18 protein-coding genes, 2 tRNA genes and 1 other RNA gene are annotated in these 15,635 nt (G+C 41.6%); all 21 read right to left on the reverse strand.

The features are described 5' to 3' along the window. Positions 1–17: 17 nt before the first annotated feature. The 21 genes from ACZ449_RS00095 to ACZ449_RS00195 all read right to left on the reverse strand — a co-directional run bounded on the left by ACZ449_RS00095 (position 18) and on the right by ACZ449_RS00195 (position 15,619). On the reverse strand, positions 18–542 hold the full coding sequence (locus tag ACZ449_RS00095; protein ID WP_464256760.1) for a hypothetical protein: 525 nt from the start codon (positions 540–542) through the stop codon (positions 18–20). A gap of 16 nt (positions 543–558) precedes the next feature. Beyond that, a complete protein-coding gene (gene clpX / locus ACZ449_RS00100; protein WP_464256761.1) occupies positions 559–1,821 on the reverse strand; it encodes an ATP-dependent Clp protease ATP-binding subunit ClpX in 1,263 nt (420 codons plus the stop codon). 12 nt (positions 1,822–1,833) lie between these two features. Beyond that, complete coding sequence (locus tag ACZ449_RS00105) at positions 1,834–2,424, reverse strand: ATP-dependent Clp protease proteolytic subunit (protein ID WP_464256895.1); 591 nt, start codon at positions 2,422–2,424, stop codon at positions 1,834–1,836. Between the two features lie 114 nt (positions 2,425–2,538). Beyond that, entirely contained in the window at positions 2,539–3,114 is a 576-nt protein-coding gene (locus tag ACZ449_RS00110; protein WP_464256762.1) for an AAA family ATPase, read from the reverse strand. A 1-nt stretch (position 3,115) separates the two neighbouring features. Continuing rightward, positions 3,116–3,352: a hypothetical protein gene (locus ACZ449_RS00115; protein WP_464256763.1), complete on the reverse strand. Its 237-nt coding sequence runs from the start codon at positions 3,350–3,352 to the stop codon at positions 3,116–3,118. A 499-nt stretch (positions 3,353–3,851) separates the two neighbouring features. Beyond that, entirely contained in the window at positions 3,852–4,937 is a 1,086-nt protein-coding gene (locus tag ACZ449_RS00120) for a hypothetical protein (protein ID WP_464256764.1), read from the reverse strand. Positions 4,938–5,238: 301 nt separating this feature from the next. After that, a tRNA-Ile gene (locus ACZ449_RS00125) sits at positions 5,239–5,310 on the reverse strand. A 1,756-nt stretch (positions 5,311–7,066) separates the two neighbouring features. Next, the gene (locus tag ACZ449_RS00130) at positions 7,067–7,600 is read right to left on the reverse strand and encodes an NADAR family protein (RefSeq protein ID WP_464256765.1); all 534 of its coding nucleotides are present in this window, start codon (positions 7,598–7,600) and stop codon (positions 7,067–7,069) included. Positions 7,601–7,608: 8 nt separating this feature from the next. Next, positions 7,609–8,133, reverse strand: coding sequence for a stage V sporulation T C-terminal domain-containing protein (locus tag ACZ449_RS00135; RefSeq protein ID WP_464256766.1), 525 nt, complete (start codon positions 8,131–8,133; stop codon positions 7,609–7,611). Between the two features lie 17 nt (positions 8,134–8,150). Further along, positions 8,151–8,549 (reverse strand): hypothetical protein, encoded by a 399-nt coding sequence (locus tag ACZ449_RS00140; RefSeq protein ID WP_464256767.1) that lies wholly within the window; start codon positions 8,547–8,549, stop codon positions 8,151–8,153. Between the two features lie 33 nt (positions 8,550–8,582). Beyond that, a complete protein-coding gene (locus ACZ449_RS00145) occupies positions 8,583–8,852 on the reverse strand; it encodes a hypothetical protein (protein ID WP_464256768.1) in 270 nt (89 codons plus the stop codon). An 11-nt stretch (positions 8,853–8,863) separates the two neighbouring features. Further along, a complete protein-coding gene (locus ACZ449_RS00150) occupies positions 8,864–10,918 on the reverse strand; it encodes a hypothetical protein (protein ID WP_464256769.1) in 2,055 nt (684 codons plus the stop codon). Between the two features lie 200 nt (positions 10,919–11,118). Continuing rightward, positions 11,119–11,223: transfer RNA gene (locus ACZ449_RS00155), tRNA-Tyr, on the reverse strand. Between the two features lie 480 nt (positions 11,224–11,703). Beyond that, entirely contained in the window at positions 11,704–11,910 is a 207-nt protein-coding gene (locus tag ACZ449_RS00160) for a hypothetical protein (RefSeq protein WP_464256770.1), read from the reverse strand. Positions 11,911–12,219: 309 nt separating this feature from the next. Then, positions 12,220–12,483, reverse strand: coding sequence for a hypothetical protein (locus ACZ449_RS00165; RefSeq protein WP_464256771.1), 264 nt, complete (start codon positions 12,481–12,483; stop codon positions 12,220–12,222). Positions 12,484–12,509: 26 nt separating this feature from the next. Next, positions 12,510–13,055, reverse strand: a complete 546-nt coding sequence (locus ACZ449_RS00170; RefSeq protein WP_464256772.1) for a hypothetical protein — start codon at positions 13,053–13,055, stop codon at positions 12,510–12,512. Positions 13,056–13,090: 35 nt separating this feature from the next. Further along, positions 13,091–13,648 (reverse strand): hypothetical protein, encoded by a 558-nt coding sequence (locus ACZ449_RS00175; protein WP_464256773.1) that lies wholly within the window; start codon positions 13,646–13,648, stop codon positions 13,091–13,093. Positions 13,649–13,723: 75 nt separating this feature from the next. Further along, positions 13,724–14,190, reverse strand: a transfer-messenger RNA (tmRNA) gene (gene ssrA / locus ACZ449_RS00180). 228 nt (positions 14,191–14,418) lie between these two features. Further along, positions 14,419–14,709 (reverse strand): hypothetical protein, encoded by a 291-nt coding sequence (locus tag ACZ449_RS00185; RefSeq protein WP_464256774.1) that lies wholly within the window; start codon positions 14,707–14,709, stop codon positions 14,419–14,421. A gap of 22 nt (positions 14,710–14,731) precedes the next feature. Beyond that, positions 14,732–15,004, reverse strand: coding sequence for a hypothetical protein (locus tag ACZ449_RS00190; RefSeq protein WP_464256775.1), 273 nt, complete (start codon positions 15,002–15,004; stop codon positions 14,732–14,734). A 213-nt stretch (positions 15,005–15,217) separates the two neighbouring features. After that, complete coding sequence (locus ACZ449_RS00195) at positions 15,218–15,619, reverse strand: hypothetical protein (protein ID WP_464256776.1); 402 nt, start codon at positions 15,617–15,619, stop codon at positions 15,218–15,220. Positions 15,620–15,635: the final 16 nt, after the last annotated feature.

A 15,635-nucleotide genomic window follows, 5' to 3' on the forward strand; every position in this document is an offset into this window, starting at 1 on the left:
TTGCAGCAGTTTATTAATTAGGCACTAGCTTGTTGATCAGCTTCACATTGTTCAATGAAGTCAACAAAACCTTTGATGTTAATCGGATTGATTTCATCGATGCCATTAAGCACGTTGTTAGAGAAAACCTTTACGCAGTTATCCAAATCCTGTTCAGAATACTGCTTTTGTTTTTCCTGAATGAATTCGAGTTCGGCAGCTAACGATTCTAGCAGCTCAGGAGTCCATTCTTCTGTCAACTCAGGCTCAGCAGTTGTTGCCGCTGCGGGAGCTGCTTTCTCCGGTTCTGGAGTTGCTACAGGTTTGCTGGTAGCGGGTTTGTTTTTTAAGCTTCCTTTGCCGCCGGTCATATTAGTTACACTTGAGGTAGCTTCAGTTTTAGCGTCTTCAGCTTTGGCTGTGTTTGTAACATGGCCAGTTTGAGCTAACGCTTGTGCAATGGCTGCATAAGTCTGTGCTTTTTGTGAGGAATCAGTAATCACCCTTGCAGATTTAAGTGCCTCATTAATGGCAGATGTGAACATTTCAGAAATTGTGGTCATAGTGTTTTTTGCCTCCTTAAGCAATTTTCTTTTCGTCTGAGTATTCATAGATGGGTTCTGTCCCGTCATTTACACATTGATCGGTAACAGTTACTTTTCGAATGTTTTCTAATTCCGGTATCTCATATTTGTGTTTCAACAGCACGCTTTCCATGATAGAGCGCAATGCACGAGCACCGGTTTTTCTCTCGATCGCCTTTTTGGCGATAGCCATTAGAGCTTCTTCAGTAAATTTAAGTTCTACTGAGTCGATTCTCATCAACTCTTGAAACTGTTTTACAAGAGCATCTTTAGGCTCCGTCAATATTTTAAGAAGAGCGGATTCATCCAGCTCTTGCAACGGACAAATGATTGGCAGTCTGCCCAGGAACTCTGGTAACATACCAAATTTCTTCAAGTCTTCAACCTTAACATCTAAAATCAAGTCGTTAAACTTTTTTTCATCCTTGCTAAGTTCTCCGCCAAAACCGAAACTGGTTTTCTTAGACTGCTGACGTTTTTGAATAATTTTCTCAATACCTTCAAATGAACCACCTACGACAAATAAGATATCGGTAGTGTCTACTTTTATTGTAGACTGATCAGGATGTTTTCTCCCGCCCTTAGGTGGAACTTCTGATATAGTACCTTCGATAATCTTAAGCAGTGCTTGCTGGACACCTTCACCGCCAGGATCGCAAGTAACCGACATGTTTTCGCTCTTCCGAGATAGTTTATCAACCTCATCGATATAGATAATCCCGTGTTGAGCTTTTTCAACGTCACCGCCGGCATTCTCTAAAAGCAGGCGAATAACATTTTCAACATCTTCACCTACAAATCCGGAAGCTGTCATAGAAGTGGCATCTGCCGTAGCAAATGGTACATTGAGCTTTTTAGCTAAATGCCGAACCATAGCTGTCTTACCTGAACCGGTTGGACCGATCATAAGAATATTAGATTTTTCAAGATCAACAGGAGGATTCTTCTGCTGCTTGTATTCAAGGTATTTGTAATGATCATAAATAGCTACAGCTAGAACAGTTTTAGCGTAGTCTTGATCGACAATATACTGATCAAGATAATTGCGCACGCTAGAAGGCTTAATGTTTTTTCTGATAACAGGAAGATCTTCTTCTACTTTGAATTCATCTGCTACTTTTGCGCATTCATGTACGCATTCTGTACATATAAACACTCTATCGGTAAGTCCTTGAATCAAGACTCTACCTACCGTAGGATCTGATTCGCGATTGCAAAATAAACAAATTTGTTCTTCTTCAAGTTCGGTTTCATTCATAAGAATAACCTCCTATCTTTTATCGAGAACTTTATCGATTAATCCGTACTCTAACGCTTGTGTTGCGGTAAGCCAATTATCCCGATCAGTATCTTTTTCGATCATTTCCAGTGGTTGCCCAGTCATATCTACATACATAAGATTAAGTTTGTTCTTTGTGCGCTGAATATGCTGAGCTTGAATCTGAATGTCAGAACACTGACCTTGTGCGCCCCCGCTTGGCTGGTGGATCATGATTTCTGAATTAGGCAACGCAAAACGTTTTCCTTTAGCTCCTGCTGCCAGTAAAAACGAACCCATCGAGGCTGCCAAGCCTATGCAAATTGTTGATACGTCAGGTTTAATATATCGCATAGTGTCGTAAATACCCATACCGGCTGAAATACTTCCGCCTGGGCTGTTAATATATAGTGTGATATCAGCATCCGGATTATCTGCTTCTAGATGGATAAGCTGTGACACGATGGAACCAGCGATATGATCGTCGACAGGACTATTAAGCATAATAATACGTTGTCTTAATAGCATTGAATAAATATCAAACGCACGAGCTCCACCATTTGCGCTTTCTTCAATTACTGTAGGAACTATCATGTTTGTCATGTAATTATTTGTCTGATGGTTCATTTTCGTTTCCTCCTTAAGTGTAGTGGTAGTTATGTTTTTATAGATAAGATAATTATTTTAGTAGAAAAGATGTGGTAAAAGTACGTGGAGTTATGCGATTTTGCTCTTAGCTGCTAAGACTTGCTTAAGCCAAAACCTAGTTTGCTCAAAGCGCTCTTCTACGGTACCGTGAACAGTTAAAACTGGACCAAGTGTTAAATGGGACAGCTCTTGATTAATAATCGCGCTAGTGCGCTCTTGAGCAGCCTTATCGCGTTCTTTCCACGCGTTTTCTACCGTATCTTGTGCTTCGAATTCTACAGGTAGATAAATGATACCATCATAAGTTTTTTCTGCCCATTCACGAGCTGTTTGCAGATAAAATGGATCATCCAATTTCCGTTCAAGGAAATACGGAATATAGTCCAGGGTGGTCCGCTCTGCTATGTAGCTTGTGCCTATGATTTGAGCAGATCTTTCTTGGTAGATTTGCCCCATCATGATTGTCCATTGGAATGCCAAGTGCTTATCCGCTTGCTCTACATCTTTATAACTTTTGGCTAAGCCCATTGTAATACCGGTATTTTTGATGTGAGAAGGCAGGAATGGTACGTCTAGATATTTTGCTATTAAATTACCAAGAGTGCCCTTGCCAGTGCCGCCGGCTCCTGTTAATCCTATTTTCATACTAATTCTCCTTGACAGGGATGTTTTGCTTGTATTCGTCAAAGACTGTTTCTATTCGTTTAGAGTTAATTTCAAGATCTTCTTGGTGGGCATACACTTTACTGCCTTCTATTAGCTGGAGGTCGTCGGGTATAGCTCCATCAATATCACGATCTACAACGAGCAATTGAATATCTTCTTGATTAGCAACGGCTCCTTGTACTAGTCCACCTTCAATAAATACTGCTATTTTTACCATAGTGTTCCTCCTTAATATAAAAAAAGACAAGTTTATAGCGTCAGATATTTCTATAAACTTGTCTTAAAAACTAAATTACATTATTATCTACATGAAAGTTGATAAGTTGTTTTTTATTACATACATAATGAAATGGTATCGGGGGAAGGAATTGAACCTCCTTGCAAGAGAAGAATTAGTTACTTACATATTCTGCGCCATGGATTAGACTATGCTCCTTGCTAACCCTTTTTCCGCTTTGCTAAGCTACTAACGCTGATCATTCGCTTTTACTTAGATCCACTTACGCTCAAGGCTTTAACCTACTTAAGCTACCCCGACATTATAGACCGTTGATAGGCTCAACGGACAAGGCCTTTATCAAATCATTTTATTGGTTTCTTTTTAGAAAAGTCCCTTGGATCGGGGGAAACCCCGAAGGGAGACCAGGGCGCCAGCTTGCCGTTGATCATAGTTACGGCGACGGCTCCTTGGTCAAACATTTTCTTTATTTCAGGCTTCACTTAACAGCAGATAATTTGCTAGTTTGTTCCTTGTATGCGCTTTCCAATCGATTCACATAACTAGCACCAGAAGCAGCGTCCACAGCCTTGCCGGAAATATTTTCGATTTTAGCATAAGCCTCATCAAGTTTTGTTTCCAGGCCAGCAACACGCTCTTGTTCGCTTGCGAGAGCTTTTTCAAGATTTTCGATTCTCATATCGCTTAACGCCTTAGCAGATTCAGCCGCTTTTTCAAGAGCTCTTACTGCAAAGCCATTACTAATGTCAGCAGAGGTTTTAGCATCTTTTGCAGCTTTAGCGGCAGCAGCTTCAATCAAAGAAGGAATTTCATCTACTTTAGCCTGAAGATCTGCTACAGCAGTTTCCCTGGCAGTAACTTCTTCGACACGTTTGTCGATATCCGCCTTGAAGGCGTCTAGTTCGGTTTGTTGTACAGCCAATTCGGTGTTAAATACTTTTAAACGGGCAGCTTTATCGTCTTCCCATTTGTCATTATCCAACTTACGAGCGCGATCCCGGGCATAAATAAATTCAGTTTCTTCGCGTTTGCGACTAACTTCGGTTTCTTTGCGAAGTTGATCGATTTCGGTCCGGAATGCGGTCCGGCGTTCTTGGGTCTCAGAAATAACAGCCTGCAGCTCTGCTTGGGCCCTTTCTTTTCTTTCGGCCATGTGTTCGTCGAAAGTGGTTTGTTGCTCTTCTTGCAGATTGATAAGAGCGATAAGAGCATAAGCGCTAGCTTCAATATCAAACAGTTCTTTGATTTCATCCCGTTTTAAACTGATAGCATCGTCCAGCTCTTTGTAATTAGCAACACGAGTATCGATCTCTGCTAATGCAGTTGTCAATGCTTTGGTTACTGTATCGGCCATTTCATTAATTTGCGTGCCAACGTCGGCCTTGACGATAATGGCAGCTTTCTCTAATGTGGAGGTAACAGCCTTCTGGGCGACTTCTTTAGCGGGGTCAAGTTTAGCAGCTTCCTTTGCTTTGAGCAATTCAACCACTTGATTGAACTTGTCAATAATTACCCCTTTAGTGTCCTTGTCGCTTACAGTTGGAATGTTGTTGTTGTTTGTCATGTGAATGACTCCTCCCATTAATATAAAATATTTTATTTTGTACGCACGCGGGTAACGGCCCCACTAGAGAATGTATCAACCCCTCTGTCGATACATTAACGGCCACTTTGGCCAGTATGCGCCATATGCAATCTACTTTAATTCAAATTCGATAACGTCGAAGCATTTGCCGAACCACATTCTCCAAATCGTAAAATAGGTTTTGCCATCTTTTCCGTAAACTGTCCAATAAGATAACGGAAAAAGTTGTTTAAGATACCACAGCATATTTTCACCGCCTTTGAGTATTCTCCGGTTACAGCCAGCAAGGTTGGATTTTAACCAACGACCTCCTGATTATCAGTCAGGTGCTCTATCACTGAGCTACTCGCTAGCACTCCGGAGAGATGATTTTATTCGTCCAAATTTCGGGCATTCGATATACTCAATCATCAAATATCAATCGTCATCCCTAGAGACATACCCGCTTAGACCCGGGTCAGGACGTAGCCCGCTATATTTAACTTCCCGTGGGCGTGGGATTGCGGCTATATCTCTTTACCGCACCGGCTTATGCCGCGTCCGTATCATTGGACAGCTCTGAATCTCGCTGGTATAATACGGCCAAGTCCATGCTCGATCACTCGAACAGGCCTCCAATTTGCGCATAGCCCTCTAACTCACCGCTATGCACCATCCCGTTCTCCATCTCCCTGCGATTTGTTCGCCATACGGGTCTGAACCCTGCAGTAAATTCCAGGGTATAAGCTCCCTCGTATTACCTTCGCCTTTCGCCGACACCATATCGACTCCACCGTCTCGCCTCCTCCTGCCTCACCTAGTCAACACTCTTCAGCTGCCCTAAATGACACGGGAATCGCTATCGGCACGGATTCATTGACAGCTTTTATTTTAATTCCCCGCTGTACTCTCAGGAACAACGCAACATAGTTACGTTAGCAAGTTTGTTCATAAAATTTGGTGGCAGGATTCTAACCTGCTCGGTTCGTCTTCCTGTGTGATTCACAAAAGCACAGCTGTGACCTTTGTCCTTCAAGACACACCACCGAAAGTGCATGTTTTTAACGAGTTTTATGGCCGAGCTTTCGCTTATTCACCAAACTCCGGCCTACGTGTTCACACCACGCCGCACCAGCTGATTTTATTCTCGCTTAAGGTGGAGATTTACCTAGTTTTGATACTGTGGCATTTTCACTACTCAATTTCATTACGTTACCATTCACATCCCACTCTCACGCAATGCAACGGCCAATTATTCCGTTTGGTCACCATTCAGCGGCGCGTTGATGTACATAGCCGCCTACCGGTGTAAGTCATATAGCCGAAGCGCCTCCAGAGATACTGGATATTATCGTATTATTTGGGCGCCATACTCTATATGTCTTTTTGAGTTGTATCCACACTGGCCTTACAGGGCGCTGTTTGTCCGTATAAAACTTAACAGCTCGTTACAATTTGATGTCGGCTTGCAATTGCCACGGATTCATCTGCATAATTGGTAGGATATGCACCTCGCCAGTTGTTTTCGCACAACGCTTTAAGCGGCATAGTCTACCTTACTATACAGGAGTTAGTTTTGTAGGTCTAACAACCTCTCCTTTTTGGGCTACCGTGCAAAAGGAGAAAAAACGATCTGACAAACGCCTGTCAGCCAGCAACGAAAGCCCCACCAACACCATCGTAACATCTTGTTCACCTAACAACCTAACAAGTCTGTGGGCACAACGGCCTCTTTTGACCGCCCTCCTAAGCGAAGAGCGGGTATTATAAAGCAAAGAACTTCATTCCCTGCTTTATAATTCAATGGCGGCCCCAACCTGTCGCCATAGCCGCGTTGCTGTTGCGTTAAAACTTGGCGCGACTCCACTATTTACTTCTCAGGATATAGAATCTCTTACGCAACGAATCATCCTGTCCTTCATAAATAGGTTTCCAATTTTTTTGTGCGCTTCCCCACCGAAGGCACCAGTTTGCAATTTGGTCTAATGCAAACCACCCACTCTCATTGTGTACTTTGGCAGATGTTGACCAAAACACTTATTGCCAAGCGCATAAGAGTACCGATTTAGCTCTGGTTTGGCCGGGCTTTATCCGACCTATCCAGTTGCTTTTTTCCTAACATTTCTTACTTAGTCTCCGCAGAATTCAGCTTCTGCGATCATATCCATTTTGGCAAAATACTCAGGCAAGAAATCTCGAACTTCCATTAAAATTTTTCCTAATTGATTATGTCCTTGCCCATTACAAACACCCCAGAAAAAATCCCACCACTGATTTCCTTCAATCAATTCAGCCGAACCGGTGGCTAACAATTTTTCGGCTAAATCATAGTTTTGTGTAAATTTTTCAAACACAATTTCACGCATAATGTCTACTTTATTTGTTTCCCAATCGGGAGATAGCGTGAGAGTTTTTCCATACTTCTTAGCTTCGCCTGGGCTTTTAATTTTGGCTATTTTGATTCGATGCAATATCGTCAATAATCCACCATCAAGCTTAACTTTTGAAGCAACGAAAGCATGTTCAGAGGATGGATATTTTATACCTCCACACCAGACAGTGCAGCTGTGCATGTTACTACAAAAACCATAGTCACCACGAAAGTAATCAATTCGGACTGAAGAATTCTTATTGGCGTCGGCCGGCGGATCATATTTACCCATGTTAACCTCTACAAAGTCATTTGCTTAGCAAGAAAATTTGCAGCCGTTTCGGACAGCTTTATTTCCATATCAGACATTTTAGTGTCCGGCTTTAATGACAATAATGAAACTGTACCGGTAATGTCGCCTTCTACGATGATTGGAGCAATTGTCATAGCCTGATAAACGGATTGGTCAGAATTATTATTGTTAAGCATAATAGTTTTACGGTTTTCTATGGCTGCTTCCATATGAGTACTGATTGGTATCCCTAAGAAGTTCTTTAATGGAGCGCCAGCAGCAGCTAGTATAACATCACAGTCAGCAATAAGTGCTATATAGCCTGTTGCTTCATGTAATGAGTCAGCATATTTTTGAGCAAACTCTCCTAATCCTGCAACAGGAGAATATTTTTTTAAAGTTATTTCTCCGTTGCGATCAACATATATCTCCATTGGATCGCCTTCCCGAAGTTTGGCGATCCTTCGAATCTCTTTAGGAATTACCACACGACCTAAGTCGTCAATTCTACGAATAATACCGGTTGATTTCATATTTTGCCTCCTGCAAATTAGTCAAGAGTTTTGAGCATTGCTTGGAGTTCTTCTTCAGACATACTTTCGAGACTTTCGTCCTGCTTTTTGGCAATAAGTCCAAGAATCCGCTGTCTTTGTAGAGCATTGTTTTGCTCTTTATTTGCTTCTTCTCTTTCTTTCAGCCGGACATTGATAATATGTTTAACAAGATCAAGCTTGAGCTGAGTGATGTCATCAGATACTTTACCTGGATTAACAAAAGATACAGTATCATTTGTTTTGAGTTGTTTATCTAACTCTTGAGCAATACTGTCTAGATTTACCTTACCTGTGTTGCTGGTAAGCGGCATACTTTTATCATATAAATCTTCAACAGAAAGTACCCCTTTTTCAGTATTGAATCTAATTTTTAAACGAGCTGCTTTTTCAAACATAATATACACTCTCCTTTAGAATAAGTTTTTTTATTATTCGGTGGGCTGTTCTTGCGCCCATTTCATTACACGTTCAAAGCAATCTATTAAGCCATCGACAATATCCAAGATTTCTTGAGCACTGCGATACTCAAATGGCTCCCACGGTTCAAGTTCTTCCAGTTGATTATCCGGATGTTTTTCAGCTTGTTCAAGAAGTGATTCATAAGCGGCTTTCGTGTCATTGTCTTCTTCAAGGCCAGAAAAGACATGACACATTGCATTTATAATGGCTTTTTCTTTGATTTGTTCAGGTGTTCTCACGATATCGCTCCTTAAAATAAAACTTTAACTACACGATTAAAACTGCCAGATACACGGCAGAGAACGGATGCACGCTGGGTGCTTGAAAAACCTACGCCGCTAAGTTCGTCGGGCGCGGATGATGTAAGCATTTTACTTCCGAGAGCTTCAAATACTTTACGATGCGGATTAAGATCGGCACGTAAAAATTCATTGAAGAATCCACGAGCAGTTTCTTCGTTCTTACAGTTGTTAAGCATGAAGAAGAAATGCTTGTTGCCAACACCCTGACCATCCCAATAGTTTGGAGACAACATTACCATGGAAACCTTGTGGAACTCATTTGTTTTAATTCCCCAAATATCTTTTGAGATTACGTCGCCTTCTAAAGATGTTACAACTTTAAATTCGCCAGTTTTGGCATCGTAATCAAATGTAACGACATCTACGCTGCCAGAGACTGGTTTGTTGTAAGAATAACGAGTGATTTCGCCGCGGATCTGAACTTCTACTTCGAAACCAAAATCGACATTTTCACGTTTATTGAATTGACGAACATGCAACTTATAACGACCGGTTTTCATTTTAGAGGTATCAGCATAGTAGATATTTTCTACCGGATTACGAGTATCTTTGTGACCGGCATTCATGTCTACGTCAAGCTGGCCTCCGCATGGAGAAAAATCAGATCGAGTACGGCCTTTGCGATATTGTCCGTAATAGATCTCTGCTCCACCTGGTTCAACCATGTGAAGATCAAGATCGTCAAAGTTGTTCCAAGCCAAACGGAAACATATTTCAGCATCAACATTACCACCGGCTGCTTTAACACGCTCTTTGATAAATGAGTCAGCAACACCACCATTGTAGGCCCAGCTAAAATTGTTATCCCATTTAAACAGCTTGCCGGCAGTTGGATCGGTTGGTGCAATAAGGCTTACAAGGCTTTTAGCATGGTTATTTTCAAGATAGATTTCGATGCCGGTTGCAGTAGGCAAAATATCGGCAATAAATTTTTCGATGCTAACTTCTTCTACCTTATCTAATTTCTTGGACTTTTTAGAAGCTGTAGAATCATCGATTAGATCAAACGGACTATCACCGCTCATTTTTGGTTTTGCATCCCGATCAGCATACAGTACATTATTTATACCAACATCAGACATAACGGCCCGGCGGCGGGAAAGAGCTGATGTGAGGCCAAGTTCTTCTACTGTCTTTGCGGCACTTTGTTTCATTTTTTCGGTGTAAACAGCGTTTGGCCGCTTATATGTATTACCGGAAACTTTTGATTCAAAAGAGTCAACAGCTTTGTCTAGGTCCATGCCTTCAGACAAATCGATTAACAGCGTACCAATGGCCGTATTACGAATACGGGTAACGCTAATATGGTCTGTAACTGAATGTTGCCATGCAAACAAGACTTGGTCGCTTACCTTTTTGATCTTGTCAAAATCTTTCTTTAGGGTATAAAAGCCCTCGACGGCAGCCTTAAACTCAATACCGCGATGCAGTGAATTTTGATTAATTAAATCGATTACAGCCTCAAACGCATCAGCAGTTAATTCTTTTAGGCCGCGATGAAATACATCAAATGCAGAACGAGTTTCGCCAAGGCGGGTGCCGATATCATTAGATACAAAATTCTTTTCGCCATTGCGGCCTGCAGGAATATTTACAAAGAAATGCTCCCATTCCTTAACACCGCTGAGGGTATCCTCGAAGGATTTATCTGTACCTGCAGTACGTTCGGTATGCAGGAAAATATTTTCGATTGGTTTTGATTTGACTAATTCCGATAACGAATCGGCCACTATCTGGTAGGTAGAATCATTTACCTTAACATCCCAGATACTTACTAATTTGCCATCAATGATTGCGACAACGTTACCTATAGCACGGATAAATTGTTTACAGCAATTACAGTCGTGCTCAGTACGCTCGCGATATAACGGATTGGTGCCAGCAGGAAAGCTGGATAAGTACTTGTCCCATAACTCATCTTTGCTTACCTGAGTATGGTAAAGATCATGGGTTTTCATTACGTTGAACTGTTTAGCTACTGCATTTTTAAAATCGATGAACATATGTTTATCCCCTTTATTTTTCATTTTGTAATTTTGATTATTTTTTCTGTAAACGTGAAGTTACTGATAAATCTTATTAAGATTGAGCGCGATGACGCATCGCAGGATTCGAACCTCGTCTGCTTTACCAGTGCGCTCAAACAGAGAACTCTTGGATTAGGCTGTTGCGCCACGACAAGGCAGTTCTCTTTGCAACAGAAAGCGTGGGACGCGATTTGAACGCGCAACCTGAGGCTACGTAGTCTGACAGCGCTATCATTTACCACGATTATTGCCCCTGCTCTAGCCAATTGAGCTACCCTCGCATGATTGCACGGCGGTGGACTCGAACTCACGTCGTTTTCTTTTCAGAAGCCGCTCTACCACTTGAGCTATGCCGCGCATAAAATTGGAGCGTGAGTGTGGGGATTGAACCCACCCAGCCGCTAAGCCCAGGGAGCTACCCTGACACACCTTGTTATGTACTCCCGCATATGGCTAGCCAGGTCACCGTCTATCGGGTTCTTACTCTGCAGGAAGCAACTCTTGCATTTCACCGCGTAGCTGCACATCCCTTTGGATGCCGCCGTCACGAATGGCCCAGCAAAATTCATTACATTGCAAATTGATAATTGTTTTTTGCTATAAATATTTAGCCGCCCATCCCCACCGATGGACGATATACGCATGCTTTTTCCACAACACTTCAGACATGCTCCCTTTAATCAAGGAGGATACGGGCTGACAGCCGAACTGAATTCTCCGTATCTTAAGCTAGCCTCCATTACATGTAACCAACTGATATATCAAGCTAAAAACTTTCTATATCCACATTTGTGACAAACCTCATATTTGTAGTCGTCATCATAGCCGCGCCCTACGTAATCATATTCTATATCGTGATCGCAAGAATCAATTTTTTGTTGTCTTGCCTTAGCTTTCTTTTTGTCGCGATATAAATTGTAGCTAATTAATCCAATAAAAACCAATGCAACAGTAACTGTTATCAACATCTTATTCTATTCTCCTTGTATTAATGGCGGGCCTGGCAGGAATCGAACCCGCTTCTACGGCTTTGGAGGCCGGATTGCCGCCTTGGCTCAGACCCATGGCCAGCTGAATCTCCGTCTATCTCCCACTTTCCCGGCCGCTAAGCTAGGAGTTAAGAGCTACTCACACGAGTCAAAGTCGGCGGTTGTCGCGAAAGATCCAGCAAAAAAACTTAGAAAAAGAGCGATCCACGCCTTAAGCGTCCTACAGAATTGGGTTTTCTGCCTTAAGTGGACAAGCCGTTACAGTTTTTCACGCCCACGCTCTTTTTATTAATCATCAAATATTGCGGTAATAGAATCAATGATTGCAACAGTCGCAATTGTATCGATTAAATCATCGTCATCATCTTGACGTTTGTTCCTGTTACTACTATTCGATGAATACGATCGAGAACAGGTCGCTGAAGCAGGAGGAGCCGAAGGCCTTGGTTGAATCATTGATTTGCCGCATTTACCACACGTCCAGCTGCTATGAAAAAAACCTTGTTTTTTGCCGCAATGCGGACAAACAGATGGTGCTTGTGCCATACTCATATCACTCACCTCATAAATAAAAATTTTTAACTATGTCTATCCAAGAATACTCTTGATGTTAACTTCAAGTTGTCAATTCTTTCGTTAATACGCTTCAGTATTAGCTCAAAACCTGTAATAGATGCTGTTAAATGATTTCTAGCGCATACGTACGTTGCATCGCCATTGCCGCCGGCTGAAATACATAAGCCAAAAACAAGGCTCCAATCACATTCCGAGCATTGTTTCCCATCTGAGCAAAATGCACATGGAACGATATTACTATTGCTATTTCCTTCGGATTTTAATCCGAGTTTGGCATTTTTGAGCAAATTCAATATTGATAAATACCTAGTTTGTGTTATAAGCCATTTTTCCAGCCGTTCATCGACAATAACCTTGCCGTTATGCGAATAACCAAATGACTTTTTCCATTTTTGATTTTTCCAAGTCTTTTGTTTTGTAAAATCTGAGTTTAACGGTAATGGGTATTCGTCGTTTACCCAGCCTTCTTCACAGTGGTTATGTTCAGTAGTTGTTTTACCGTCTTTGTCTATACTAACAGACTGCCAGATTGTTATCTTTTGTGTCATTTATATCATCCTTTATAAAAAGTATTACATTTAGATTATGTTACTCTTTTATATGCTACCCAATCACTTGTTGCACATATAAAGTTGGCTACGCATTGTGCTCCTATGGCAAAATTGATTGGGATACAATCTATCAGCAATATTGATAATATTCCTCCGCCCAAATTACACCATAAGTATGAAGCCGTTGACAATGATTGAAAATCAGTTAGCTTCGCACCGGAAAGAACATTATTTATTGCATCTCTCATAATGGTCATCCATAGATTCACAGATACCGCCGACAAAATTGAAATCCCTATGAAACGTATAGTTACATTGTCTATTCCTGCGAATGACACAATAGTAAACGCTATACAGTCAAATAAGAGAATCCAATAAAAAAACTTACGGATTTTTAGTCTTAAGCGTTCATTTGCTGTTACTGACTGTACGAGAGCAGCAAGACCTGTTGCGATAACTCCTGATAGTGCATAGACTGAAGAGTCTACTAATTTTACGAAGTATAATTGCACAATTGGCGTTGTTAATGCCATGATAAAACCAAATACCATTGGACCTGCTAATAAAAGATGTTTAGTTCTTTTATCCATTAGGCACATCCAATAAAGAGCTTGCAATATTTTCTTTTTGTCATACTATATATTTCATCCTTTTGGAATATTTTTTGGTGGAGATGCCGAGAGTCGAACTCGGGTCCGCAATAAGCACTATGTAATTTTCTACGAGCGTAGCCGTTCAGTTAATCTTACCCACATTACATCGAACGTCAACGATTCGTGTGGGCCAGCCAATCTTTAGTTCACTCTGAACGAAATAACACCGTGGCTAGTGTAATCCCAAAGTCCGCTATCTTGTTTTCGGTGCAGTTGAGACAGCTTACACTGCACCTACACGGAACTAATTGACACCCCTGACAAGTGAGCCATAGTCGACTGCATTCTAGACTATACGGCTTACCCTGAAAGCTAGGAATATTCACTTGATTAACCGACAGACTCCGTTTACTATCGGCGGGATGGGCTTACGCAGCCATTTTATATTCAGTAGCAGTTATTGCTTTGCGCCGTTATGGAGGACGCCTGCCAGCTCGCTTATTACACCAAACTTACCACGTCGAAACCTTTACATCCCCATAATACAGATTTATCACCTGTCGGGTATCGCTATATATTTGGCATACAGATGCTCCAGTGATCGAATGATCCTACTCGTAGGGCCATGTCGGCCCTACTGGGGATTGAACCCAGATCGACAGTTTTTAGCTCTCTATCATGAGTCAAGAACCTAATAACTCTGGCTGGCAGTTAAGCTGCAGTTAGTAATATAGCAACACCCGACAGGCGAGAAACGCCTGTCAATTTTATTTTGCAGCTGGTTGCTCTTGGAGCTCTTCGATATTATTCATGAGTTCAACAAATTCTTCTTCTGTTGGCTCTACAAAAACATCTAACCCGTCCTCGGCAATATCAATGCGAGCAACGAATGTGTCCGGTGAATCTATCATTTGAGCTATTCCGTCTTTCATTTCAACTTCACTTAGCAACGCAAACTTCTTGTTGTTAAGTTCAACCAGCATGCTAACAGCGAAAAAACTTTTGTTTTCTCCGTCGGCAAATTCAACGATATGTGCCCGATTTTCTTGTTGTTCCATTAATTGTATCACTCCATCTGTTTTATTTTGGCAATTGCTGCTTAAAACGATCGATTACTGCTTCGAATGAGAATGGAGTCGACCAGTTAATATCGGTATCGACGACTTCAAGGCGGCCACAATTAAAACAGATACGCTCAATACTGTGTAACCTTGAATTTACTTTCCATCTGCCAAGCATCGTGGATTTGATAAGCGGCTTTAGAGTAAGGTTTCCCATTCCTTTGGTTAAAAAAGCGTGATTACATTCAGGGTTTCCTTCTAGGACTACTGAGGTTGTTTGTTCAATTTGCATTTTTCATTCGCTCCCATCATAATGTTTAATATTATTATCGGGAGTGTAGTAGCTATTAAAGCTTTATCGAATGTGGATACCGGTCTTCCCTGCCGGTGCGGCGACCTAGCGCTCCTAGCCTTACGGCGTCTGTCGCTCCCGTACTGTTACGCTTTACCAGCTCAATGTCAAGCTTTCCGATCGATAAATCGCAAAGGAAGCTTGATATGAGTATTATGCTGCTTGTAGTGCTGTGTTGTAATCAATAATCATTACGCGAATTAAGTTCCAATCAATGCCATACATGAGTGCCCGGGGGTCTTTATCGTCAATGTACATGTCGCAATAAATTTTGCGAGATCCACATTTTAAATTCTTGGCTTCAGCCAAGGCGATCTGTTCCCGCAAATTTTCATTGACGGCGTCCGGATATAGCCCAAGGGATTTGCAATAGTCGACAGCCATTTGCAATGCTTCGCCTTCTCTGCAAGTCCAAAAGATTACCTTGCCGCCCTTAGCTTGGAAGTCTTTCAAAACTTCAAAGCCTTCGCTTGGATTGGCGCATACAGGGAAATTGTGCTCATTCATAATCAATGTGCTGTCAATATCGCAGCCAAGATATTTAATACTATACACAGAAACCTCCGTTTGT

This window comes from Desulfosporomusa polytropa, assembly GCF_055380075.1.